25 protein-coding genes are annotated in these 25,842 nt (G+C 30.3%); 8 read left to right on the plus strand and 17 right to left on the minus strand.

Annotation, left to right across the window (positions count from 1 at the left end):
• The 4 genes from L8U98_RS00005 to moaC all read right to left on the minus strand — a co-directional run.
• Positions 1-1,173 (minus strand): cache domain-containing protein (locus tag L8U98_RS00005; protein WP_263737832.1); only part of this gene is annotated, 1,173 nt, incomplete at its 3' end.
• A gap of 50 nt (positions 1,174-1,223) precedes the next feature.
• A complete protein-coding gene (locus L8U98_RS00010; protein WP_263724737.1) occupies positions 1,224-2,348 on the minus strand; it encodes a hypothetical protein in 1,125 nt (374 codons plus the stop codon).
• Positions 2,349-2,360: 12 nt separating this feature from the next.
• Entirely contained in the window at positions 2,361-2,624 is a 264-nt protein-coding gene (locus tag L8U98_RS00015; protein ID WP_039667882.1) for a DUF493 family protein, read from the minus strand.
• Positions 2,602-3,075, minus strand: coding sequence for a cyclic pyranopterin monophosphate synthase MoaC (gene moaC, locus L8U98_RS00020; RefSeq protein WP_263684305.1), 474 nt, complete (start codon positions 3,073-3,075; stop codon positions 2,602-2,604). The genes L8U98_RS00015 and moaC overlap by 23 nt, the downstream gene beginning before the upstream one ends.
• A gap of 87 nt (positions 3,076-3,162) precedes the next feature.
• Here moaC and L8U98_RS00025 point away from each other — a divergent pair, with 87 nt between their 5' ends.
• Positions 3,163-3,324 (plus strand): highly acidic protein, encoded by a 162-nt coding sequence (locus tag L8U98_RS00025; protein WP_039667884.1) that lies wholly within the window; start codon positions 3,163-3,165, stop codon positions 3,322-3,324.
• Between the two features lie 2 nt (positions 3,325-3,326).
• Entirely contained in the window at positions 3,327-4,637 is a 1,311-nt protein-coding gene (locus L8U98_RS00030; RefSeq protein ID WP_263724736.1) for an MFS transporter, read from the plus strand.
• On the opposite strand, the gene L8U98_RS00035 is transcribed toward L8U98_RS00030, so the two are convergent.
• Positions 4,606-5,082, minus strand: coding sequence for a cysteine permease (locus L8U98_RS00035; RefSeq protein WP_263724735.1), 477 nt, complete (start codon positions 5,080-5,082; stop codon positions 4,606-4,608). The two genes, L8U98_RS00030 and L8U98_RS00035, sit on opposite strands and share 32 nt — an antisense overlap.
• A gap of 108 nt (positions 5,083-5,190) precedes the next feature.
• On the opposite strand from L8U98_RS00035, the gene L8U98_RS00040 reads away from it, so the two are divergent.
• Complete coding sequence (locus L8U98_RS00040; protein WP_263679710.1) at positions 5,191-5,574, plus strand: group III truncated hemoglobin; 384 nt, start codon at positions 5,191-5,193, stop codon at positions 5,572-5,574.
• A gap of 14 nt (positions 5,575-5,588) precedes the next feature.
• Here L8U98_RS00040 and L8U98_RS00045 read toward each other — a convergent pair whose 3' ends face one another.
• The 4 genes from L8U98_RS00045 to recA all read right to left on the minus strand — a co-directional run bounded on the left by L8U98_RS00045 (position 5,589) and on the right by recA (position 8,818).
• A complete protein-coding gene (locus L8U98_RS00045; protein ID WP_263724734.1) occupies positions 5,589-6,272 on the minus strand; it encodes an AMIN domain-containing protein in 684 nt (227 codons plus the stop codon).
• Complete coding sequence (locus tag L8U98_RS00050; protein ID WP_052241300.1) at positions 6,262-6,465, minus strand: hypothetical protein; 204 nt, start codon at positions 6,463-6,465, stop codon at positions 6,262-6,264. Before L8U98_RS00050 ends, L8U98_RS00045 begins: the two co-directional genes overlap by 11 nt.
• A 74-nt stretch (positions 6,466-6,539) precedes the next feature.
• Complete coding sequence (gene eno / locus L8U98_RS00055) at positions 6,540-7,784, minus strand: phosphopyruvate hydratase (protein ID WP_263724733.1); 1,245 nt, start codon at positions 7,782-7,784, stop codon at positions 6,540-6,542.
• Positions 7,784-8,818, minus strand: a complete 1,035-nt coding sequence (gene recA, locus L8U98_RS00060) for a recombinase RecA (protein WP_087700900.1) — start codon at positions 8,816-8,818, stop codon at positions 7,784-7,786. Before recA ends, eno begins: the two co-directional genes overlap by 1 nt.
• Before the next feature lie 110 nt (positions 8,819-8,928).
• Here recA and L8U98_RS00065 point away from each other — a divergent pair, with 110 nt between their 5' ends.
• The 3 genes from L8U98_RS00065 to L8U98_RS00075 are packed head-to-tail and all read left to right on the plus strand — an operon-like array spanning position 8,929 to position 10,859.
• Complete coding sequence (locus L8U98_RS00065) at positions 8,929-9,792, plus strand: menaquinone biosynthesis family protein (RefSeq protein WP_263724732.1); 864 nt, start codon at positions 8,929-8,931, stop codon at positions 9,790-9,792.
• Positions 9,793-9,819: 27 nt separating this feature from the next.
• On the plus strand, positions 9,820-10,086 hold the full coding sequence (gene fliQ, locus L8U98_RS00070; protein ID WP_012660903.1) for a flagellar biosynthesis protein FliQ: 267 nt from the start codon (positions 9,820-9,822) through the stop codon (positions 10,084-10,086).
• A complete protein-coding gene (locus L8U98_RS00075) occupies positions 10,083-10,859 on the plus strand; it encodes a UDP-N-acetylmuramate dehydrogenase (protein WP_263724731.1) in 777 nt (258 codons plus the stop codon). The genes fliQ and L8U98_RS00075 overlap by 4 nt, the downstream gene beginning before the upstream one ends.
• Here L8U98_RS00075 and L8U98_RS00080 read toward each other — a convergent pair.
• Genes L8U98_RS00080 through topA form a run of 5 tightly spaced genes read right to left on the minus strand, consistent with a single transcriptional unit; the run spans position 10,852 to position 16,379 of the window.
• Positions 10,852-11,502 (minus strand): hypothetical protein, encoded by a 651-nt coding sequence (locus L8U98_RS00080; RefSeq protein ID WP_263724730.1) that lies wholly within the window; start codon positions 11,500-11,502, stop codon positions 10,852-10,854. The two genes, L8U98_RS00075 and L8U98_RS00080, sit on opposite strands and share 8 nt — an antisense overlap.
• Positions 11,502-12,260, minus strand: a complete 759-nt coding sequence (locus L8U98_RS00085; RefSeq protein ID WP_263724729.1) for a 3'(2'),5'-bisphosphate nucleotidase CysQ — start codon at positions 12,258-12,260, stop codon at positions 11,502-11,504. Before L8U98_RS00085 ends, L8U98_RS00080 begins: the two co-directional genes overlap by 1 nt.
• Positions 12,261-12,299: 39 nt before the next feature.
• A complete protein-coding gene (locus tag L8U98_RS00090) occupies positions 12,300-13,478 on the minus strand; it encodes a cation:proton antiporter (protein WP_087685281.1) in 1,179 nt (392 codons plus the stop codon).
• Complete coding sequence (locus tag L8U98_RS00095) at positions 13,459-14,295, minus strand: biotin synthase (protein ID WP_263724728.1); 837 nt, start codon at positions 14,293-14,295, stop codon at positions 13,459-13,461. Before L8U98_RS00095 ends, L8U98_RS00090 begins: the two co-directional genes overlap by 20 nt.
• Positions 14,295-16,379: a type I DNA topoisomerase gene (gene topA / locus L8U98_RS00100; RefSeq protein ID WP_412175036.1), complete on the minus strand. Its 2,085-nt coding sequence runs from the start codon at positions 16,377-16,379 to the stop codon at positions 14,295-14,297. Before topA ends, L8U98_RS00095 begins: the two co-directional genes overlap by 1 nt.
• A gap of 197 nt (positions 16,380-16,576) precedes the next feature.
• On the opposite strand from topA, the gene L8U98_RS00105 reads away from it, so the two are divergent.
• Both L8U98_RS00105 and L8U98_RS00110 read left to right on the plus strand, forming a co-directional pair.
• Positions 16,577-18,295, plus strand: coding sequence for a flagellin A (locus tag L8U98_RS00105; protein WP_263724727.1), 1,719 nt, complete (start codon positions 16,577-16,579; stop codon positions 18,293-18,295).
• Positions 18,296-18,430: 135 nt separating this feature from the next.
• Positions 18,431-20,146, plus strand: coding sequence for a flagellin A (locus L8U98_RS00110; protein ID WP_263724726.1), 1,716 nt, complete (start codon positions 18,431-18,433; stop codon positions 20,144-20,146).
• Positions 20,147-20,170: 24 nt separating this feature from the next.
• On the opposite strand, the gene L8U98_RS00115 is transcribed toward L8U98_RS00110, so the two are convergent.
• The 3 genes from L8U98_RS00115 to L8U98_RS00125 form a co-directional block, all read right to left on the minus strand.
• Positions 20,171-22,048: a motility associated factor glycosyltransferase family protein gene (locus L8U98_RS00115; protein WP_263724725.1), complete on the minus strand. Its 1,878-nt coding sequence runs from the start codon at positions 22,046-22,048 to the stop codon at positions 20,171-20,173.
• Positions 22,049-22,139: 91 nt separating this feature from the next.
• Positions 22,140-23,879: a motility associated factor glycosyltransferase family protein gene (locus tag L8U98_RS00120; protein WP_263724724.1), complete on the minus strand. Its 1,740-nt coding sequence runs from the start codon at positions 23,877-23,879 to the stop codon at positions 22,140-22,142.
• 57 nt (positions 23,880-23,936) lie between these two features.
• Positions 23,937-25,841, minus strand: a complete 1,905-nt coding sequence (locus L8U98_RS00125) for a motility associated factor glycosyltransferase family protein (RefSeq protein WP_263724723.1) — start codon at positions 25,839-25,841, stop codon at positions 23,937-23,939.
• Between the last annotated feature and the right edge of the window lies 1 nt (position 25,842).

Here is a 25,842-nt window from a genome sequence, read left to right on the forward strand (position 1 = left end):
GTTGATTGCTTTTGCCATAGCACCAAGCTCATCATTTGTTTTAACATCTATCATAGCAGAATCTTTAGTTTTATGATTGATGAAGTCAAAGAAAGAGTTTAGGCCGATTTGAAGTTTATGAATTGTTCCAACAACACTTTTTTTAACATAAAAATAAATCACACTAATAATAATAAAAAGCACAATTGCAGAAATTGCAAATATAATAAATGCTAAAGAATCAGCAGGCTTTTCCACTGATTTTTTTGGTGCTATAGTTACAACACTCCAATGATCATTAGAACCCTCCCAAAGATCAAAATTTACAAGCTGGGCTAAATTTTCTTCATTTGTAGAAGCAGGTATAAAAGTAAATAAACCATTGGTTTTGGTGCTTTGCATGTCTAGTATTGTTTTTGCACTAGGATGAGGATTAATTTCTGTGATGATTTTTCCAACATATTCTGCTTTTGGACTAGATATGATTAAACCATCACTTGAAATCAATAAACGTTGGTCATTTGCAAATAAACTCTTATTTGGATCATTTAATTCTTCTCTCAATAAATCAATGCGCACAAGCATACCTATTGCACCAATTGTTTCGTTATTCTTTCCAAAAATTGGTAAAACAATGTTTACTAAGTATAATTTTTCTCCATTTATAGAATAATCTCTAGGTCTTCCAACGGCAGGTTGCTTGGTTTGTAAAGCTTTTATGAGAGAATTTTGTTGTAAGATTACTTCTTCAGCTTGGATGAATTTAATTGATCCTTTTTGTTGTGGATTTTCATCTTTTGCTAATAATAAAAACTTTCCTGACGGAGTAAGATTTAAAGGATTATTGCCGTGGTATTGGTTAAGATGAATATATGCAAAATAAGTCCAAGAATTTGAATCTAGCATACTGCTTATTAAAATTTTAAGATCTTCTATATCTAAGTTATTATCTTTATTTGCAAAATTTTTAATAACGCCTTGCGCTGTTTCTAGTGTTGAATATGCGTTTTGGGTAATTGCTTGAATCCCATTTGAGTATCTATTGGCGCTACTTAATAAAAGTTTATGAGCTTCATCATTAAGCATTTCTTGGCTTTTTGAGATTATCGTTACAGATAAAATTCCTATGCCAATAAATATTACAGAAGATAAAATTAAAATCATTTTTGTAGTTAAATTAAAATTTTTAAACATTAGTTACCTCTTTCATCTGATGTATTTGACAAAATGGTAACTTTTGTTTTTTAATATTTTTTTATTAGTTTGTTAATTTTTTCCCACAATCTTACTCCCAATTCTTTTGCATTATTTTTATCTAAACTTTTATATTTATGACTAGCAAGTTTTTCAAGCTCGCTTAGCTCTTTGGCTAGAATGTTAAGTTTATTTTGTGCTAGCTTGCTAAAGTCGTCAATTTTTGGATTTTGTTTAATTTCATTTATTTTAATAAGGATTTGTTCTCTATTTTCTTGTATGAGACGTTTAAATTTAGCAAATAAAGTGTCAAATTTATTTTCTAATAAATCTTTGAGTATGTCTTTTACGGGATTGTCAAGTTCTGATGATATTTTTTTAAGCATTTGAATAAATTCTTGTTCTATATCTATGAGTTCTTTTTCTTTGTTTTTTAAATCATATTCTAAGGCACTATATGCAAAGCTTGATTTAAATTTTTCAATCGCTAAAGAAATTCCTTCTTGCGCTCCATAAATACTTCCAATACATAAATCATAAGCAAAGGCTTGTGATTCATTAGCAAGTTCAAAAGCTGCATTTAAAACTACTTGGGAGATTTTTAAAATTCTTTCTTTTTCAAAACTTCCTTCACAAATTGCATTAAAGACTAAATTTTTAGCAATCTCACAAGAAGTAAGCTCTATATTTTCTCCTTTTTCTAAGGTTGTGATAAAAGCACTTTCGGCAGTTTCTTTTAAAAGACCTAGTATTTCTATATCATAAAGCATTGCATCATTAATGCTTATATTAAATTCATTTAAATTCAAATTCTTTAAGATTTTTTCTAAGTCAAAAAAATTATCACAAATTTTACGCTTAATGGTGTTTTTTTGTTCTTCGATTTTTACTTTTAATTTGCCATATTCATTAATATAAGCAAAAAATGCTTTTTTATCCTCTTCCACTCTAGCTTTGATGATACCTTGGATTATTCTAGAAATATTTTCTTCATTTATAAGTTCAAGTTTTTCTAATACCTTAGAAAAGATGGCAAAAAGTTCTTCATTGCTAGTATTTTCAAAACTAATTTTTTTATAACTTAGACTAAAAACAAGCTCGCTAATTAAGTTTGGAATTTCGTTTTTTTCACAAGCTAAGAGAGAATTTTCAAAAATAATGGCTAAATTTTTCATAGTTTTTCCTTTTTATAGTACAAATTTGGCTTTACTTTTTAATTGATTAAAAATATTTAAACGGTCACTTTTGCTATCTACATAAACACTTAAAAGATAGCTTTTGTATGTTCCTTGTTTGCTAGTATTTGAGATTTTGTATTTAAATTCTCTTTCATTTAGTATTTGAGTAAAAACTTCCAAAGCATCAACTCCAGCTTCAAAAACGACTTTGTAATCCCAAAAAGTAGGGTAGTTTATAATAGGTTCTTTTTTAAGATCGCAGATATTTACCACTTTTTCCTCCTTCTTTGCTTTCTAAAACTATATCAGTAATTTGCATGCTTTTATCAATAGCTTTAACCATATCATAAATAGTTAAAAGCCCAATGCTAACAGCAGTTAAGCTTTCCATTTCAACTCCGGTTTTTCCTTCGCATTTTACGGTCACAAAAAGTTTAAAAGAATATTCTTCTTTGTTTTCTTCTATGTGAGTTTGTACTTTTGAAATCATTAAAGGATGGCACATTGGAATGAGATTTGAAGTTTGCTTAGCTCCCATGATGGCTGCTGTGATGGCAGTTTGCAAAACAGGTCCTTTTTTAGCTTTATTTTCAATGATAGCTTCAAATGCTTCTTTGCTCATGTATATTTTACCGCTTGCACAAGCTTCTCTTTGGGTGATATCTTTTTGACTTACATCTACCATTTTGGGATGATTTTTTTCATCTAAATGCGTTAAATTCATATTTTTCCTTAAGTAAAGTTTGAAAAATTATACCAAAATGTATATTTTTATATTAAAATACTACTAAAAAATTTTAAAGGATTTATAATGGCTTATGATGATGAAGAATTTGAAAATTACGATGATGAAATGTATGATGAAACAGATGATGATACTTATGTAAATAATCAAAGATCGTATAATTATGATGATGATGATTATGAATACGATGATGATTATAGTGATGATGATACTTATGAGATGGATTAAGAGTGAGTAAAAATCTTAGTAAAAAAGATATAAAAGTTTTAGGTCTTTCTTCTTTGGGAGGGACTTTAGAATTTTATGATTTTATCATTTTTGTATTTTTTGCAAGTTATATTTCTAAAAATTTCTTTCCTGAAAATTTAAGTCCATTTTGGCAAATGTTTAATACTTATGGAATTTTTGCTGCAGGATATTTAGCTAGACCGCTTGGCGGTATAGTTATGGCTCATTTTGGCGATAAATTTGGCCGTAAGAAAATGTTTATGCTTAGTATTTTGCTGATGGTTGTGCCAACTTTTATGCTTGCTTTTATACCTGCTTATGAAAGTATAGGGTATTTATGTATAGTATTTTTAGTATTTGTAAGGATTTGTCAAGGTATAGCTATAGGTGGGGAATTACCTGGTGCTTGGGTTTTTGTATTTGAGCATGCTCCAAAGGGTCAAAAACGCACTTATCTTGGAATTTTAACAGCTTCTGTGGTAGGTGGAATTTTACTTGGTAGTTTTGTGTTTTTGATGATGAATAAACTTTTCACGCAAGAAGAGCTTTATGAGTGGGCATGGAGAATTCCATTTTTCTTGGGAGGAATTTTTGGGATCATTTCTGCTTATTTGCGTAAATTTTTAAGAGAAACTCCTGTTTTTGAGCAAATGAAAAAAGATAAAGCCTTAGAAAAATTCCCTTTAAAAGAAGTGTTTAAAAAGGCTAAGCTAGGTGTTGTGCTTTCTATGTTGATAACTTGGGTTTTAACTGCTTGCATTGTTGTGATGATTTTAATCATACCTTCTTTTATGGCAAAAATGTTAAGTATTGATGCAAGCGTTCAAACTTATATGCAAATGCTTGGTATAGTTGTGCTTGTAACTGGCTGTATATTAAGTGGAATGTTGGCTGATAAAATAGGTATAGTGAAAGTTTGTGTGGTTTTTTCATTAGGATTTTTCTTAACTTGCTTGTTTTATTTTAATGCTCTTTATACTAAAACACCTGATTTTAATACAGTGAGTGTGTATTATTTGAGTGCTTGTTTTTTTGCTGGAGTGATGAATTTTTGCCCTTTAATGATGAGTGAAGTATTTGATGCTAAGATTAAATTTTCAGGACTTAGTTTTTCATATAATATAGCTTATGCATTAGCCGGTGGGTTTACCCCGCAACTTGCTTTATTTTTACATACTATTGCTTTAGGAAATTTAGAAAATATCGCTCGTTTTTCTTTAGGATTTTATATGTTAGCTATGGCTATAATCTCACTTATTTGTGCTTTGATGTTTAAATATCTTAGTAATACCCAACGCACATACTCTCAGTGATTTTAATACGCTTTTCCAAAGGAGTGGGACTAAAAAAATGGCATTTTTCGATGTAAATATTATAATTATAATCTAGCTTTAAAAGATCGTAAAATGCCTTTAAATTTACAAATTTAACCCCACATACTTCTTTTATATCTAAGATTTTATAAATTTGAGAATTATTTTTTTCTACTAAATGAGATGGGGCTAGGGTTGTAAATGAGCAAAAAGCACTTGCTAACACATAGCCACTTAAATTTTCACATTTTTGTATAAGATGTTGGTGTTTTTTTAAAATACTTTTTTTGTTTAAAAATACCACTCTTGTACCTTGATAGCGTGCTGCTTGAACGTTTTTCCAAAATTTATAAGCGTTTTTAGAGATATTTGCTAATTGATGTAATTGCACATTTAAGACATAATCATCTAAGAATTGATTGGGTGGTAAAATAGTATAAGTCATAGTTTTTCTTTAGTTTTATTTTTAAAATTATACTAAAAATTGACTTTTGTTTATATTTTTAATTTCTAAATTTAATACAATAAGTAAAAATTATTTTTAAGGAAAAGCATGAAATTTGAAACTATTAATCATGAGGGTATAAAAAAACTTATGGATATTTTTTATGCAAAGGTTAGAGTGGATAAAGATTTAGGACCTATTTTTAATGAAAAAATCGGCACAGATGATGAGAGTTGGAAAAAACATAAAGAAAAAATAGCAAGTTTTTGGGCAGGGATGTTTTTAGCTGATCCAAGCTATAGTGGTTCACCTTTGAGAGCTCATCATGAATTACCTCCATTTCCAAGAGAATTTTTTGATATTTGGCTTAATTTATTTGACGAGAGTTTGCAAGAAGTTTTTGAAGATGAACCAAGAAATATCATTATAGAAAGAGCTAGAATGATAGCCCAAAGATTTCAAATGATTATTTATGATCATAGATTTGCTTAAGAGTTTAAAAACTCTTAGCGATAGTTAAATGTATGTAAGTTTTCACTATGTGAATATTTATAACTGTATTTTCCATCAAGATATATTACCAAACGATAATACCCTTTATGTGAACCAAATACAACTTTTCTAACTTGTGCTGTATTAACTTGCAGTGTTTTGGTGTTAAAATTTTGTTTTTTAGCAAAATCTATAATAATTTTAGTAGGATCTCCTATAGAAAGATGTCTTAGTATTTTATCCTGAGTTTTGATATTGATTTTGTTATTGTAAAAACCAAGAGAAATAAAATTATAAATATTTCCGCTAAAAAGTGGTGTTTCTATGTTTAAAGTAGTGTTGTTTTCTTCTGTTTTTGAGTTTTTATTTCCTTGTTTTTGTGGCACGGTTACAGATACATCAAGTATAGGCGTGGCATTTGGACTTTTGGTTTTTATAAATGAGTAGGTATCATGCCAGTTAATGCTTTTGTATATATCTAAGGTAGTTTGTTCTTCAGAACCATCAAGGTTGATATAAGTAATGGTAATATTTTTTAAAATTCTCGCATCGGAATTAAAGTTAAAATCTTGTCTTTGAAAAGGACTGAGTTTTACAAATTCAGTGTTTTGTTGTTCTGAATTATTATCAAAAGGATTATCCTTTGCATTTAAAAATACACAAGAAAGTAAAAATAATATAAAAAATTTAATTCTCATGCGAATTTTCTCCCTTAAGTCTTAAAAGTTGCAAATATTCTTTTTGAGCTTGAGCATTTTTGGCTTTTAAAGTTATGATATTTTTTTCTAAAATTTTTTGCTCTTCTTTGAGTGTTAGTAGCACATCTAGTGAAGATTTACCAAAAAACATATTACCAAAATACATAGCAACGATAATAGCTACAAATGACAAAGCAATAGTCTTGATGAGTTGATGACGAGCTTCCTTTTTTTTGGAATGCTCATCATACTCTTTTAATAAATCACTCAGAGTTTATCTCCTAGGTACTCATCATTATCAAGTTCAATTTCTAATAAGCGATTGTATTTAGCAGTTCTTTCGCCTCTTGCTAAGGCTCCTGTTTTGATTTGCCCTGTATTAAGCGCTACTGCAAAATCAGCTATAAAAGCATCTTCGCTTTCGCCACTTCTATGGCTCATAATACATCTATAATTATTTCTATGAGCTAATCTTACTGTTCTCATAGTTTGAGTGATTGTTCCGATTTGATTAGGCTTAATCAATACAGCATTTGCCATATTTTTCATGATGCCTTCTCTTAAAATATCTTCATTAGTTACAAATAAATCATCACCTACAAGTTGAACTTTATTGCCAAGCTTTTGAGTGAGTTTAATCCAACCTTCATAATCATCTTCAGCTAAACCATCTTCAATACTAAAAATTGGATATTTTGCACATAATTCTTCATAACGTGCGATTAAGTCTTCGCTTGAGAAAACTTTACCTTCTAAATGGTATTTACCATCTTTGTAAAGCTCACTACTTGCTACATCTAGTGCTAGTTTGATTTTATTTTCATAGCCTGCTTTTTTAATACAAGTCATTAAAAGATCAAGTGGTTCTGTATTATTTGCTAAATTTGGTGCAAAACCACCTTCATCGCCTAAGGCAGTAGAGTGACCTAGATTAGCTAATTCTTGTTTCAATACTGCATAAATTTCACAAACTGATCTTAATCCTTCTTTAAAGCTTGAAAAACCAAAAGGCATAATCATAAATTCTTGAAAATCTACGCTATTGTTTGCATGTGCACCACCGTTGATGATATTACACATTGGTACGGGTAATACGCTTGCATTTGCCCCACCTAAATAGCGATATAAAGGCACACCTAGTGCATTAGCAGCAGCACGTGCTGTTGCCATAGAAATTCCTAAAGTTGTATTTGCTCCTAGATTAGAGTAGTTTTTTGTCCCATCAAGTTCTAAAAGAGTGTTATCTAATTGGGTTTGATTAAATGCATCAAGCCCTATAATATTTTCAGCTATGGTGCCATTGATATTTTCAATCGCTTTTAAAACACCTTTTCCGCCAAATCTTTCATCATTGTCTCTTAATTCTAAAGCTTCTTTTTTTCCTGTGCTTGCACCACTTGGAACGATAGCACTACCCACACTACCATCGCTTAACATGATTTCAGCTTTAATGGTAGGATTGCCTCTACTATCTAAAACTTCAAAAGCTCTTAAATCTTCAATAATCAACATTATTCTTCTCCTTCATCGTCTTCTTTTGCGCCCAAAATCATACTATCTATACCGATTGAGTTTTGTATGGCTTGAGTGATTTCATCTGCAATAGCTGGGTTTTCTTTTAAAAAGGCTTTAGCATTTTCTCTACCTTGACCAAGCTTAGAAGCTTTATAAGAAAACCACGCACCACTTTTATCAATAATATCAAGTTTTACACCATAGTCTATTAGCTCGCCTTCACGGCTTACACCCTCACCAAACATCACATCAAATTCAGCTTGTTTAAAAGGAGGGGCTACTTTATTTTTAGCCACTTTTACTTTAACACGGTTTCCAATAGGCTCATCATTTTGTTTTAAAGTAGCTGTTTTTCTTACATCTAAACGCACTGAAGCATAAAATTTTAAAGCATTTCCTCCGGTAGTTGTTTCAGGAGTACCATAGCCCATCATGCCTATTTTCATACGAATTTGGTTGATGAAAATTACAGTAGTATTCATTTTATGAACGATACCGGTTAATTTTCTTAAAGCTTGACTCATTAATCTTGCTTGAAGACCTACATGTTGATCTCCCATATCACCTTCGATTTCTGCTTTTGGAGTAAGTGCAGCAACGCTATCTACTACTATTAGATCAATGGCTCCACTTCTTGCTATGGTTTCAACGATTTCTAAGGCTTGCTCGCCAAAGTCTGGTTGAGAGATGTAAAGATTTTCTGTATCAACACCTAAATTTTTTGCATATCTTACATCAAGAGCGTGTTCAGCATCGATAAACGCACAAACTCCACCTTTTTTTTGACATTCTGCTATGATGTGTAAGGTAAGTGTAGTTTTACCTGAACTTTCAGGCCCATAAATTTCTATAATTCTTCCTTTTGGAACCCCGCCAATTCCTAAAGCCAAATCAAGTCCAACCGAACCTGTAGGAATAGAATCAATTTTTTCAACTTCTTTATCGCCAAGTCTTAAAATAGTACCTTTTCCAAAGGTTTTATCAAGACTTTTTAAAGCCGCATCAAGTGATTTTCTTTTATTATCATCCATACTTGTTAATCCTTTTATAATATGTTTAAAATTGTATCAAAAAGAAATTTAATATAAGTTTTTATTTTGAATTTTGCTAAAATACTTTTTTAAATTTTTCAAGGAAAAAAATGAATAAAAAAATTAGCGTAGCACACTCTCCTGATGCTGATGATATTTTTATGTATATGGCGGTTAAATTTGGTTGGGTTGGAAATGCTTATGAATATGAAAATACAGCTTTAGATATACAAACTTTAAATGAACTTGCATTAGAAAATATATACGATGTTAGTGCGATATCTTTTGCACTTTATCCTTTAATAGCTAGCGAATATGCTTTGTTAAAAACTGCGGTGAGTTTTGGTGAGGGTTATGGGCCAAAGCTTATTAAGAAAAAAGATAAAAAATTAAAGCCAAATTTTAAAGTTGCTTTAAGTGGAGCACACACTACTAATGCTTTAATCTTTCGCATAAAATACCCACAAGCTAGGATAGTTTATAAGAATTTTTTAGAGATTGAAAAGGCTGTTTTAGAAGATGAGGTTGATGCAGGAGTGCTTATACATGAGAGTATTTTAGAGTTTGATTCTAGTTTGTGTGTTGAAGCTGAACTTTGGGATATTTGGCAAGAATTAGCCAAAGATGATTTGCCTTTACCTTTGGGTGGTATGGCGCTTAGAAGATCTTTACCACTTAATGATGCAATAGCGGTTGAAAAAGATTTGATTAAAGCAGTAGAAGTAGCTGATCATAATAGAAAAATCTTAGCTTCCATGCTTTTAGAGCGTAATTTAATACGCGTAGATGCCCAAAAACTTGATGTGTATTTAAATTTATACGCAAATAAAAACTCTATAAATATGAATGATAAACAATACAATGCCATAGATAAGCTTTTTGAGCTTGGGCATAATCATGGATTTTATGAGAAATTAATAAAAAGCAAAGATTATCTTATACCTAGTGAGTATGAAGAATTTAGAAATTCTTGATAGAATTTGAATTTTTAAGGAGAAAATATGGAAAGTACTTTAGTAGCCTTGGGTGTACAAACTTTTAAAATCACACTTATGCTTTCTTTACCTATGCTTTTAGCAGGGCTTATCGCAGGGCTTATTATAAGTATTTTTCAAGCTGTAACGCAAATTAACGAAGCCACGCTTTCTTTTGTGCCAAAAATTTTACTTGTTGTTGTGGTAATAGTATTTTTAATGCCTTGGATGATAAGTTCTATGATTGATTTTACAACTAATATTTTAAATCAAATTCCAAGCTTTATTAGATGATTATTGATTTTTCTAAGTATTCTTCTGTGCGTATAGGCGAGAGCTTTGAAGTACAAATACTTGAAGAGCTTTGCGAATTTGATGGTTTTTTAATAGGTGGGGCAAATAATCTTTTAATTTCTCCAAAGCCTAAAAAACTTGGAATTTTAGGGAAAAGTTTTGATTATATTAAAATTTTAGAGCAAAATGAAAAAGGTATGTTTTTAGAGATAGGCTCTGGTGTGAAATCTTTTAAAATGTATCATTTTGCTAAAGAAAATAACCTAAAAGGCTTTGAGTTTTTAAGAAATATCCCAGGAACTTTGGGCGGTATTTTAAAAATGAATGCAGGATTAAAAGATGAGGATATTAGTAAAAACTTAATCAGCATTTGCACTTTTAATCAAGAAATTTTAAAACAAAACATCGCTTTTGCTTATAGGTTTAACCCTATTAAAGAAGTGATGTTTAGTGCGAAGTTTTTTTTAGAATATGGATTTGACCCAGTTAAAGATGAACTTTTAAAAAATGCAAGAAAAAATCAACCCAAAGGCGCTAGTTTTGGATCTATTTTTAAAAACCCCAAAAACGATCATGCAGGAAGGTTGATAGAAGCAGTTAATCTTAAAGGTTTTAGTAAAAATGATGCGATGTTTAGTAATGAACATGCAAATTTTTTAATCAATAAAAAACACGCTAGTTTTGATGATGCTTTATTTTTGATAGAGCTTGCTAAGAAAAGAGTTTTTGAAGAATTTGGGATTGTTTTAGAAGAAGAAGTGGTGATTATATAGTATTTTTAATATCTTCATAAACAATTGTAGCTATTTCTTGGACTAATTCTTGATAAGATTTATTTTTATCATTTGTGCTAAATTGAGTATTGATAGTAAGGATTTTATGATCTTTTAGTTTTTTTGTTTTGGCATTAAAAAGTTTGTATTCTATGTCGGCTTTGACTTCAAAATTGGAAAAAAGCAAGAAATTTTGTTGGCTTGCTTGAATGCTTTTTAAATCTAGCAAAATAATAAAATCAGCCTTTTTAAAACGATTAAATTCTAAAAACTCACTTGCATTGATGAAATTTTTATTTGTTTGCAAGATATTTTGGCTATTGATATAAGTTTGATTTTCTTTTTGACTAAGCAAGGCAAAATTATTTTGCTCATTTAAAATAGCACTTAATGCTTTTAGTGTGTCTTTTGCCATGCTTTTAGCATCGATTTTTAAATTTGAAAAATAAAAATTATATTCTTTTTCATAGCTTGGCACTAAAGCTAAGGTGTTAATGTGTGAGAGTTTATCATAATTTATATTTTGTTCAAGATTGATGATGCTAAAATCATCGTTATTTTGTAATTTGATGATTTTTTTATTCGCAAAAGAGTTAGCATAAATAGCACTTAAAAAACAAAAAAATATTAAAAAAAATCTCACTAAAAACCTTTTAATTTAAATTCATTCTTAGCAAAAGCTATAAAACTTGGAAGTTTAAAATCAGGACTATTGTAGTTTAAGGCCTTTTTGTCAAAATCGTATAAAATTCCACCATTTTGTTTGATTAAAAAGTCTCCCGCAGCTATATCCCAAGCTTTTGGGCCGCCAAAACGCGGGTAAATTCCAGCTTTTGCTTCAAGTAAATATACAAATTTCAAAGCAGATGAAACCTTAATACCTTCAAGATGATTTTGAATGAAAAAATCTTCATTATTATCATGGTTTTTAGAGTAAAGGGCTATATTTTTAACCTTTTCGTATTGCTCTAAGCTAAGATTTAAAATTTCATTATTTTTATAAACCTTAGTATGAGTATGTGCATAATAAAATGCATTATTTTCCACATCGCCTATGAGTGAAAGTATAGGGGTGTTTTTGTGGATTAATGCGATTAAAACACAATATTCTTTATCTTTTTTAGCATAAGATTTAGTGCCATCAAGAGGATCTATAAGCCAAAAATACTCTAAATTTTTTCTTTCTTCATAAGAGAGTATATTTTCTTCAGAGCATATAGCTATATCGCTTGAAGCCAAAATCTCACTAATAACTTCATTAGACTTTATATCAGCTAAACCTACTGGGGAATCATCATCTTTAAGCCACAAGGTATTTTTGTCTTTATATTCAAGCAATACTTTTGAGGCTTCCTTGCCTGCTTTTAAGGCTAATTTTAAAAGTGTGTCTAAATTTTTCATAAAAAAAGTATAGCAATTTTATATAAATACTTAGTAGAATTATTTTCTACTAAGATTATTAATAAATTTAATTAAGCTAATGGCTAAAATTGCTTCAAGTAAAGCAGTAAGCACTAGCCCTGAGTATATATCTTGAGTGATGATATTGGTTTGATAAGAAAGCGTAGCTACTGCAATGAGTAAGGTTAGTGGCATAGAATGGCTTAGGCCAAATAAAAAGGTGTTTTTTAAACCAAGTATTTTTACAAAAGTCATAGCACAAAGTATTCTTAGTCCTATCATAAAGGCAGTTAGCGAAAAAGCTATAAGCAAAACTTGAGGGTTTAAAAGCATTTGAAGCTTAAAGCTTGAGCCTATATAGATGAAAAATATAGGGATTAAAAAGCCATAACCAAAACTAGAGAGTTTATGCTCTAAGTCTTTTTTATGATCAAAAAAAGTAGCTATAAATGAACCTGCTATAAAAGCTCCAAGTGCAACTTCAAGTTTAAAATAAATCATAATCGCAACTATGGCTATGAAAATTGCCATGCAAAATCTTATATCTTTTTCGTTTTGATCTTGCCAAGGCATGAGTATGGTTTTAAGCTGTGGATACCACCAAAAAAGCACTTCTAAAAATTTAAATCCAAAAATACAAAGTGCTAAAAATCCCACTAAGTATAATAAATTTTGAGTGAGTGAGAAAAGATCGGCTCCTTTTCCCAAAAATGCTGCAGCTATGGTAAGCAAAACTATGCTTACAACTTCAGCCAAAGTGGCTACCACCATGGATACATTAAGCCACTCACAGTTTTTACCAAAGTCTCTATAAAGTGTTGAGAGTAAACCTACGCTCATAACAGGTATGATAATGACAAAAATATAAGAAATATCTATACTTTCAACTGCTAAAACACTAAAAGCATATAAAAGTATAATGTAAATAAAAGCTTTATTAAGCAAGCTTCTTTCAGTGTTTAAAAAGGTTTTAAGGTTAATCTCCATACCCGCAATAAACATAAGATAATAAAACCCTGCATTAGCTAAAAGCTTAAAATTCTCACTTTCTCCTATGAAACCCAAAAATCCTATAAAAGAGCCAAGCATGATTTCAGTGGCTGAAAGTGGGAGTTTTAAAAATTTAGCAATATAAGGTGAAGTTAGCAAACACCCTGCTACGACTAATAAAATTTTTAAATCCGTAGCAGCTTGAGCATCAATGGCATGAGCTAGCAAAGCTAAATCCCATTTGTTTTAGTTTTTGTATGTCTTTGCTAGGTTCTTCGCCTTTGGTTGTAAGATAATCACCCACTACTATAGCACTAGCTCCTGCGTCAAAAATTTCATATTGTCTTTCTTTTAGCACTACTTCTCTACCACCTGCTACCATGATATGTGCATTTGGTAAGTCTTTTTTAGTGTCTTTGATGATATTTAATGCCTCATCAGGATCAAGCAAAGCTTGTTTAAGTTTTAAGTTTTCATTTGGTATAAAAAAATTAATAGGCGAGGAAAAAGGATCAAGCTCTTTTAAACTTGTTCTAAAACTTTTTCTATCAGCTTCACTTTCTCCAAGACCATAAATTCCACCACAGCAAAGCATTAAACCTGCTTCTTTAGCATAAAGATTAGTTTGAAATCTTTGCTCCCAAGTATGTGTAGAGCAAATGTTTGGAAAAAATTCTTTGGAAGTTTCTAGATTATGATTATAAGAAAAAATTCCTGCTTTTTTTAATTCTTTGAGTTGTTCTAAATTTGCTATGCCATTGCAAGCTATGAGTAAAAGTCCTTCTACTTCTTTTTGCACTGCATGAGCTACTTTACACACATACTCAAGTTTTTCATCATCAAGCCCAGCGCCTGCTGTAACTAAACAAAAACCCAAAGCCTCATTTTTCTTAGCCATTTTAGCTTCTAAAACAATTTGATCTATATCTTTTCTTTTGTATTTATTGATATTGGTTTTCACATGAGCACTTTGAGTGCAGTATTTGCAGTCCTCCCCACATCCTCCACTTGCTATATTAGATATAGCACAAAGCATGATTTGCATTATATTTCCTTTTTGATTTTGCATTTTAAGCACTCTAAAAATGTGCCTTTTTTAAGCTCTTTTATGATTAAAGTTTCGCCACACTCGCTACATTTTTCTTCACTTGGTTTGTATTTGCTTATATAGTTGCATTTTGGATAAGCACTACAACCATAAAATTTACCACGCTTAGAAAAACGCTCCACAATCTCGCCTTCTTGACAGCTTGGACATTTTACGCCTATGGTATTGAGCTTTTTCTCACTTTTTTCTTCATTTTGTGTTTCTTGTTTTAAATTTCTTGAGTATTTACATTTTGGAAAATTTAAACAAGCTATAAATTCTCCATATCTTCCTTTTCTTATAGCAAGCTCACCACCACAATCAGGGCAGGTTTCATCTAATTTTGTAAAAGTTTTTTGACTTTTTATATTTTTTTTACCCTCATCGATTTTTCTCATAAAAGGAAAATAAAACTCTCTTAAAACTTCTTGCCAGTCCATTTTGCCCTCTGCTATGATGTCAAGTTTATCTTCCATTTTAGAAGTAAAATCACTATCTACTATATCGCTAAAGTTTTGCTCTAAAACTTCTGTTACAACAAAGGCTATTTCATTAGGTATGATTTGTTTTTTATCTATATGCACATATTCTCTTGCACTAAGTAAAGAGATGGTTGGAGCATAAGTTGAAGGGCGTCCTATACCAAGATTTTCTAGCTTTTTAACAAGCCCAGCTTCAGAGTATCTTGAAGGTGGCTCGGTAAAATGTGGGTTTAATTCTATATTTTGGATATTTAATGTATCTTCTAGTTTTAAATTAGGTAAAATTTTATCTTTGTCCATATCCCCATATACTTTATAATGCCCATCAAATAAAATTTTTCTACCACTTATTTTAAAACTTGCTTCATTTGATTTTGCATAGACATTTTGAGTTTGAGAGATAGCAGGGTTCATTTGTGAAGCTAGGAAGCGATTATATATTAAAGTATATAATCTTGCTTCATCTTTTTCTAAAAACTCACTTGCAAGTTTTGGAGTAAAACTTAAATTTGTAGGTCTTATAGCTTCATGTGCTTCTTGGGCGCCTTTGCTTTTGGTGGTGTAAATATTTGCCTTGCTTGGCAAGTACTCTTTACCAAAATCACTTTTAATGAGCTTTCTTACTTCTTCTAAAGCTTCTTTTGCGATATTTAAGCTATCAGTTCTCATATAAGTAATCACACCCATAATACCTTGATGAGTTTTTACGCCCTCATAAAGTTTTTGAGCTATCATCATGGTTTTTTTAGGGTTAAAACCAAGACGATTGCTTGCACTTTGTTGCAAAGTTGAGGTCATAAAAGGTGCTTGTGGGGCTATTTTTCTATCTTTGCTTTCTATGTCTTTTATTTTAAAGTTAGCATTTTTGCAAGCTTCAAAGATAAGCTTAGCTCTATCTTCATTAGTTAGACTTAGTTTTTCTATCTTTTGATTTTGAAATTCGACTAATTCAGCTTGTAAGTCTTTTTCAAAAATCATATCTATACTGAAATATTTCAAAGGAACAAAAGCTTTGATCTCTCTTTCTCTATCGACGATGATTTTTAAAGCTGCACTTTGCACACGCCCTGCACTTAAGCCTTTTTGGATTTTTTGATTTAGTAAAGGACTTAATTTATAACCTACTATGCGATCAAGTAAGCGTCTAGTTTGTTGGGCATTGACGCTATTTATATTTAAAGATCTTGGGTTTTTTAAAGCATTTTCTATAGCACTTTTAGTGATCTCATGAAAAACTATGCGTGGCAGGGAATTTTCATCTTTATTGATAGCCTTGGCTATATGATAAGCTATGGCTTCACCCTCGCGATCCTCATCGGTTGCAAGGTAGATGGTTTTAGCTTTTTTAGCTTTTTCTTTGAGTTCTTTTACTAAGCTTGAATGATCATTTGAAATTCTATATTCTGGTTTAAAATTTTCATCTTCTATTTTTATACCAAAGCTAGTTTTAGGTAAATCTCTAATGTGGCCTTTAGAAGCTATTACTTCATAGTCTTTACCTAGAAAATTACCTATGGTTTTAGCTTTAGCAGGTGATTCTACTATGATTAAATTTTTCATTATTTTCCTTGTGAGGATTAAAATTAGTAAAAGTGTATAAAAAAAAGTTAAATTTTTTGCTTAGATGGGTTTTTAAATGAATAATCTAAATTAAGTTACAAATAAAATATTTTAAAAGTATAAAATTTTTTTCTTTATTTTCGATATAGTCTAAACAACGGCATGGAAGCGGTTGAATTTATTTAAAAGGATTTAAAATGGGATTTCGTATAAATACTAACGTGGCATCTTTAAATGCTCAAAACAATGCAAATTTAAACTCAAGAGCATTGGATAACTCTTTGTCTAGACTTAGCTCAGGTCTTAGAATCAACTCTGCAGCAGATGATGCTTCAGGTATGGCTATAGCAGATAGCTTAAGATCTCAAGCTAATACTTTAGGTCAAGCTATTAACAATGGTAATGATGCTTTAGGTATTTTACAAACAGCTGATAAAGCTATGGATGAGCAACTTAAAATCTTAGATACTATCAAAGTAAAAGCAACTCAAGCTGCTCAAGATGGGCAAAGCACTAAAACAAGAAATATGCTTCAAGCTGATATTAACCGTTTGATGGAAGAGCTTGATAATATCGCAAATACAACCTCTTTTAACGGCAAACAGCTTTTAAGCGGTGGTTTCACTAATCAAGAATTTCAAATTGGTGCTCAATCAAATCAAACAATCCAAGCTAGTATAGGTGCAACCCAATCAAGTAAAATCGGTGTTACTAGATTTGAAACAGGCTCTATGTCTCATAGTAGTGGTGTGGCTCAACTTACTATTAAAAACTATAATGGTATTGATGATTTTACATTTCAACCTGTAGTGATTTCATCTTCAGTAGGTACTGGTATAGGTGCTTTAGCTGAAGAGATTAACAGGGTAGCTGACATAACTGGTGTTAGAGCAAATTTCTTAGTTCAAACTACTGGTGCTGGAGCTATAAAAGCTGGTACTACAAGTGATGATTTTACTATCAATGGAGTTAAGATAGGCAAAGTTGATTATAAAGATGGTGATGAAAATGGAGCTTTGATTTCAGCTATTAACTCAGTAAAAGATACCACAGGTGTGGAAGCTTCTAAAGATGCCAATGGTAGATTAGTACTTAACTCAAGAGATGGTAGAGGTATAGAAATCACTGGTAATATGGGACCTGGAGCAGGTATTTTAAAAGATGATTATACTAACTATGGTCGTTTATCATTAGTTAAAAATGATGGTAAAGATATCTTAATATCAGGAAGTGGACTTAGTGCTATAGGTATGGGAGCGGGAGATATGATCTCTCAAGCATCAATTTCTTTAAGAGAATCAAAAGGTAATATCGATACTCATATTGCCGATGCTATGGGCTTTAATGCTTATAAGGGCGGCGGAAAAATGGTTGTTACTTTTTCATCAATTGAGGCTTTTATGAGTTCAGACGGTAGTGGCATGAGTGCGGGTTCAGGATTTTCTATAGGCAGTGGTAAAGAAATGTCTAAAATCTACAATAGTGGAAACTTAGCTTTAGTAACTGCATTTTCTAATGCTTTTGGCTTTAGTGCAAAAGGAGATGGAGCTTCTCAATTCGCTGCATTTGCTATTAGTGCTGGTAATAACAGTCAAATAGCAGCTAAAGATCAACAAGCTGGTGTTACTACGCTTAAAGGTGCTATGGCTGTAATGGATATAGCTGAAACTGCTATTACTAATCTTGATGCTATCAGAGCTGACATTGGTGCGGTGCAAAATCAAATTACTGCAACACTTAATAACATCAGCGTAACTCAAGTAAATATCAAATCAGCTGAATCAAACATCAGAGATGTAGACTTTGCAGCAGAAAGTGCAAACTTTGCTAAGTATAACATCCTAGCTCAAAGTGGATCTTATGCTATGAGTCAGGCTAATGCTGTACAACAAAATGTAATGAGATTATTACAATAGTAAAGAAATCCAAAACACCTTGAATATTCAAGGTGTTTTTCTCTCACTTTTTATTTTATCTCCCATTTACTTTCTTATATTTTGGAACACTTATTGCTTTTATAGAAATCAAGCAATATTTTGAAAGGATTTAAAATGGGTTTTAGAATAAACACCAACATAGGTGCAATGAATGCACATGCAAACTCAACTATAACAGCAAGAGAATTAGACAAGTCTTTGTCTAGACTTAGTTCAGGTCTTAGAATCAACTCTGCAGCAGATGATGCTTCTGGTATGGCTATAGCAGATAGCTTAAGATCTCAAGCTGCGACTTTAGGTCAAGCTATTAACAATGGTAATGATGCTATAGGTATTTTACAAACAGCTGATAAAGCTATGGATGAGCAACTTAAAATCTTAGATACTATCAAAGTAAAAGCAACTCAAGCTGCTCAAGATGGGCAAAGCACTAAAACAAGAAATATGCTTCAAGCTGATATTAACCGTTTGATGGAAGAACTTGATAATATCGCAAATACCACAGCATTCAATGGTAAGCAACTTTTAAGTGGAAATTTTACTAATCAAGAATTTCAAATAGGTGCTCAATCAAATCAAACTGTAAAAGCTAGCATAGGTCCAACCCAATCAAGTAAAATCGGTGTTACTAGATTTGAAACAGGCTCTATGTCTCATAGTAGTGGTGTGGCTCAACTTACTATTAAAAACTATAATGGAGTGGATGATTTTAAATTCCAACCTGTAGTGATTTCATCTTCAGTAGGTACTGGTATGGGTGCTTTAGCTGAAGAGATTAACAGGGTGGCTGATGTAACTGGTGTAAGAGCAAATTTCTTAGTAGAAACTACTGGAGTTGGAGCTATAAAAGCTGGAGTTACTAGTGATGATTTTGCTATCAATGGAGTTAAGATAGGTAGGATAGAATATCAAGATAGCGATCAAAATGGAGCTTTAGTAGCAGCTATTAACTCAGTAAAAGATAGCACAGGTGTGGAAGCTTCAAGAGATGCCAATGGTAGATTAGTACTTAACTCAAGAGATGGTAGAGGTATAGAAATCACTGGTAATATGGGACCTGGAGCAGGTATTTTAAAAGATGATTATACTAACTATGGTCGTTTATCATTAGTTAAAAATGATGGTAAAGATATCTTAATATCAGGAAGTGGACTTAGTGCTATAGGTATGGGCGCAACTGATATGATTTCTCAAGCTTCTGTATCGCTAAGAGAATCAAAAGGAAGGATAGATTCACAAATGGCCGATGCTATGGGCTTTAATGCTTATAAGGGCGGCGGAAAAATGGTTGTTACTTTTTCATCAATTGAGGCTTTTATGAGTTCAGATGGTAGTGGTATGAGTGCGGGTTCAGGATTTTCTATAGGCAGTGGTAAAGAAATGTCTAAAATCTACAATAGTGGAAACTTAGCTTTAGTAACTGCATTTTCTAATGCTTTTGGCTTTAGCGCAAACGGTGATGGCTCTAGTCAATTTGCAGCATTTATTGCAACTGGTGCTAATAGTGGTATAGCAGCAAACGATCAAGCTCCAGGTGTTACTACACTTAAGGGTGCTATGGCTATGATGGATATAGTTGAAACTGCTACAGCAAATCTTGATGCTATTAGAGCAGACATCGGTGCGGTGCAAAATCAAATTACTGCAACACTTAATAACATCAGCGTAACTCAAGTAAATATCAAATCAGCTGAATCAAACATCAGAGATGTAGACTTTGCAGCAGAAAGTGCAAACTTTTCTAAGTATAACATCCTAGCTCAAAGTGGATCTTATGCTATGAGTCAGGCTAATGCTGTACAACAAAATGTTCTAAAACTTTTACAATAAATCCAAAGTGGGTAAAAACCCACTTTATATTAATTTTCTTTTTTCTAAGATATCTTGCAAAGGTATGATAGCTATCTTTAAAGCTTTTTCTTGAATCAAGGTTAATTCTGCAATGTCTTCAAGCCAAGTTTTATGTGCTAGTATCCAAGCTGTAAGTTTGTTTTGTTTATCACTTTCATTATGTATAGGAGTAACATAAATTTGAGAAATAGTACTTTCTAAGTGGAACAAAGAAGGAGAGATAACTTCTCTTAAAAAAATATATTTTTGACTTTCTAGTGTTGCTTTGAGAGTGTCTATTTGAGCACTTAATTCTTGAGGAGTGTAGCGGATTTTGCTTTTATTATTAAGTGCTTTGTGTATTCTTTTACACTCTTTAAAAAATTTATTACTTGCTTTGATGTGTTGTTTGATTTTTTTATAAGCTTGTAACATAAGATCGTTACTATCTTTGCGCTTTGGTTTTTGAACTTTTGGAAAAGGCTTTTTGATTTCATTAGTAAGTAAATTTTTGCAAAGTTCTTTAAAAGGTTTTTCTATGGTTCCTTCTATTCTAGCTCCACCCTCTGTAGCATTATAAATTTTTACTTTTGTTTGTTTGTGGAATAAATTTTCAAAAATTTGTTTAAAAATAAGCCATATTTCAGAGCTTTGCACATAGCCTTTTCCACCATATGCTAGGGTTTCATATTTACCATGATCGCGCTCAAAATCTCCTTCATGATAACTTTCATGTAAAAAGCCATCGCTGTGTGTTTTGCCATCATTAGCATAGGCTAAGTCTTGTCCTATTAAAATGATATTTTCATGCCCTAATAATTGAGCTAGCTCATAATTTAAATGAGCAACACTCATTCCTCCACTAACATAACCAAAATCATGCAACCCTAAAGAATAAGCAAATGCATAAGCTCTAGAAACTAAAATATATTTTCTTTTATTTTTTTCTAAAAAATTAACACTATCTTGATGGACTAAAGAAACTAAAATAAAAGTTATATCTTTATCAAAATCACCAAAATCATTATCAAAACATTTAGCTACTATATCATCTCTTTCAAGCATACAAACATAATCAGGTTTTATATTATGTTTTGCTAGTATAGGATAAGCACTATCAGCGCAAAAGATAGTTGCTTTATTTGCATATTTTTTAAGTAAAGGAAGTTGCTTTTGTAGTGACGGTCCAGTTGCTACTAATATAGCATTTTTGCTTTTATGACTTCTTTTTTGTTTTAACTCTTTAAAGCTTGGGTGTGTTAGCATTTTGGGTAAGTTTAAAACAAATTGCTCCACTCCTTGCATAGCATCTACTGGGTCATTTCCTTTTCGCAAAGCTATATTTTTAATCACTTTGGAATTTAAGGTGTTGATGTATTGAATTTCTTTTTTTTGATCTTCATAAAAATATGAGTGAATATGCAAATCATAAGTTCTTAAAAACAAACCCAATAAATTACAAATTAAATCCGCCTTAACATAATTTAATTCTTTAGTATGAACAACAATTAATCTTCCTTCTGAAAGTTCTTTAGAAAAATCAATCATATTAAAGACCAAAAATATAAGTTCTATATCTTTTTCATAAACAATAACCCTTTCATGGATTTTATTGGTTAATAAATTTTTATAAAAAATTCCATTGCCTAAACCATAAAAAAATAACACAGGGTATCTTAGATATTTTTTATTAAAAATTTCTATTTGTTCTTGTAGCTCCTTTAGCGGATCTTTATATATGTTTTTTAGATTTTTATAACAAATATTGCAGTTTAAAGGATCTTTATCAAAAACATAAATATAATCTTTTGCTTCTTTGATTTTACCTAATTTTCTTTTTAAGCTCTGGTGTTCACTTCCTTTTAAAGCTTTGATATTTTTTTTAAAAATTTCTGTTTTCATATTACCCTTTCGCCTAAAGAAAATCGTCATTTTTTCAAATAAAAATAGTGTGGTTTTTTTGCTTAGAAAATAAAAAAATTAAATATGTTGATTATTTATTATCAAGATTTTCCTTAATAGTCTCATTGTATTTTTCTAGGTATAAAATGATTTCTTCAAAAAAGTCAATTTGCTGAGCTAAGAAAAATTCTAAATCTTTGACTTTCGTAACTTTGTATTTTAAAACCTCACATTCGTTTTGAAAACACCTAGCTTGCACAATATCTGAAAAAAAATCACTTTTTGGTAGCTTTAACCTCAGTTTTTCTAGTTTTTCTAAGTTTTTTTCTTTAATAGCTTTTTTGCATTCATTAATAAATATTTCACATTGTTTTGTTTGTTTGATAAGTTTTTCTTTACATTGTTTGATTTTTTTTTGAGGATTTTTTGGTTTTGTTAAAGCGATATTTTTGTCAATTTTTTCTTTTAGCATTTCTTCACAAACTTCTTTAAAAGGCTTTTCTATAGTTTCTTCTATCCTAGCTCCGCCCTCTGTAGCATTGTATGTTTTTATATTTAGGATATTTTTTGCAAGAGCAATATCTTTTTCAAAACTTTTTAAAAACAAATACCAAGTGAGTTGTGTTTTAACCTTTCCGTTGCCACCATAAGCAGTTATTTCCTTATAGACTACTTCCTCATCTCCTTGATCACCATATAGATGTTCTTTCGGGTGTGATTTGCCATCATCGCTATAGGCTAAGTCTTGTCCTATTAAAATGATATTTTCAAATCTTAAAGCACCAGCAAGTTCATAAGCCATATTGGCAACACTCATAGCGTTTCCTAAAAAGCCATACTCATTTAAACCAAGCTTGCTTTCAAAAAATAAAGGTCTTAAAACAAGCATATAATTTCTATTATTTTTTTCTAAATACTCTATGGTTTTAGGATGGGTTAAAGAAGCAATTATAAATAATATATCTTTATCAAAATCTCCAAAATCATTATTAAAAAATTCACTTGTAAAGTCTACTCTTTCTAGCGAAAAAACATAATCAGGTTTGATCCCTTCTTTTGCTAAAATCGCATAAGAGCTATCAGCGCTAAAAATAACAGCATTTTCTTGGTATTTTTTTAAAAGAGGAAGTTGTTTGATTAAAGAAGGGCCTGTTGAAACTATTATAGCGTTTTTTGCCTTTGCTTTCCTGTCTTTTATTAGACTTTTAAAAGGGGTGTGGGTGATGATTTTTTCCAGGTTTATAACATTATGTTTTATTCCTATTAAAGCATCTTTTGGGTCATTTCCTCGAGTAAGCATGAGTGTTTTGATTAAATTTAGTAAAGTTTGCATTATATTTTGGGTGTTAGATGAGTAAAAATTGGTGTAAAATTCATTATAAAAGTGAAAGTTAAAAATTTTTAATGTATGTTTGATGTTTGGATAATTAAATAAAACTTTGATTTGAGCGGTGTTTATATTTGGTGTAAAAAATAAAATCAATTTTTCCTTTCTTAAAAATGCAGAAAAATCAATCATATGAAAGGCTAAATATAAAATTTCTAATTCATCTTCAAAGATTACGATGTGTTTTAAGTGTTGATTTTTTAAAAGTTCTAAGAAAAATTTTCCATCACCAAAGCCATAAAAAAATAATACTGGATATAGCTCAAATTTTTCAAAGTCAAAAGAGTGATTTTCATCTAAAAGTATTTGATTGTGTGTATCATAAATTTTATTTTCTATAAGTTGAAACCGTTGAGTGTTAGTTAATTTTCTTAATTCATAAGCTAATATTTGATCAACTTCAAAAAGAGCTTGAGTGTTTTTTAAAAATAATTCTTTATTCATTAATATCCATTTTTATTTTAATTATAACAAAATTATATTGAATGTACTTTATATTAATCAACAGCTTTGTAGTTTTGTTGCTTTTATTTTATTTACATATTTTTCAAAGTTATTTTTGATCAGAAAATTTTCTAAATTTAATATATTTGTTTCTAAGGTTATTTTTAATGCAATAATATGTTCGTTAATAATTTCAATAAAAGATAAGTATTCTTTAATCCAAAGAAGCATTTTGTTAAAATTATCTTCTTGCGTTTTAGGGTTAAGCACTTGAATTCTTGCTAAATTAAGCTCAAATTGAACACTAATAGCGCTTGTTAGCTCTTTTAAAATATCTACTTTGATAAGTTTTGTTTTATAATTTTCAATTTCTTGTATTAAACTAATAAAATTTTTTTCATCACTCATTAAAAAACAAATACGATTGAGTATATATAAATTTTCTTTATGCAAAAACTCACAAAGCTTGATGGCTTGTTGTGTTTTATAAAATGTTTTAAGCATGAGTTCATTTTTTTTATTTTGTGTGATTTTATCAAGTTGTATGAATGATTTTGGTGTGGTGTTTTCAAATAAAGATTCACAAAGCTCTTTAAAAGGCTTTTCTATGGTTCCTTCTATCCTTGCTCCACCTTCAGTGGCATTATAAGTTTGGATGTTTTGTTTTTTATTATCAGCAATAGCTTCTTCTAGATAATGTTTAAACACCATCCATATTTCGTGTGTTTTCACCATGCTGTTACCACCATAACCCAAAGTTTGAATATGTTCATAATGACTTTCGCAGTCTGCCTTATAATGATAATCTTGAGGATGTGAAAATCCATCATCAGAATAAGCTAAATCTTGTCCTATTAAAATGATATTTTTGTGTTGTAAGCAAGATGCTATGAAATAAGCCATATTTGCCACGCTTGGAGTATTTATTAAGCTATCCAGGTCTTTTAAATGAAAAAGTTTACTAAAATCACCTATTTTTTGTATAAAAATAAAATCCCTATTGTTTTCTTTTAAATATTTAGGGGTGTTTTTATATACAATTTCAGTTAAGATGAATAATATATCTTTATCAAAATCTCCAAAATTATTATTAAAAAATTCACTTGTTTTTTCTATTCTCTCTAAAGATAAAACATAATCAGGTTTTATATTATGTTTTGCTAGTATAGGATAAGCGCTATCAGCACAAAAGATAGTTGCTTTATTTGCATATTTTTTAAGCAGAGGGAGTTGTTTGATTAAAGAAGGACCTGTTGAAACTATAATAGCGTTTTGGTAGGTGTTTTTTCGTTTTGATAATAATTCTTTAAAAGAATGATTTAAAAAAAGATCTGGTAGGTTATAAATAAAATTTTCTATACCTTTTAAAGCATCTTTTGAAGAATTGCCAAATTTTAAAATAGATTTTTTTATATAAGTTTGCATAGTTTCGTTTGTTTTTAAAATATCATTGTGAAATTTTTCATAATAATCACAATGGATATCTAAAAAATAAGTTCTTAAGAAATTAAAAAACGGCGAGCTATTGCATAAAATTTGAAAATGTGTATAGTTTATATTGTTTATATCTAAAATAATTAGTCGACAGTCTTTTAACTCTTCACTAAAATCTAAAAGATGAAAACTCAGATAAATAAATTCTATTTCTTTTTCAAAAATAACAATTTTTTGTCTATTTTTGTTTTGCAAGAGAATTTTATACAAAATTCCGTTGCCAAAACCAAAAAAATATAATATTGGATATAATAAATATTTATCATTGTATAGATTTATTTTTTCGTTTAACTCATCAAGTGTATTATTATACAACGCTTGTTCTCTTTTATGATGAATAAAATTAATATCTAAAGGATCAGATCCTTGTTTTATTTTAAAATTATTTTGCTTGAAATTTGTTAGTTTTTCTTTTAAATCTTTATTACTTAGAGCTTTTAAATTTTTATTAAAAATATTTTCTTGCATA

The organism is Campylobacter sp. RKI_CA19_01128, assembly GCF_025771175.1.
GTDB lineage: Bacteria > Campylobacterota > Campylobacteria > Campylobacterales > Campylobacteraceae > Campylobacter_D.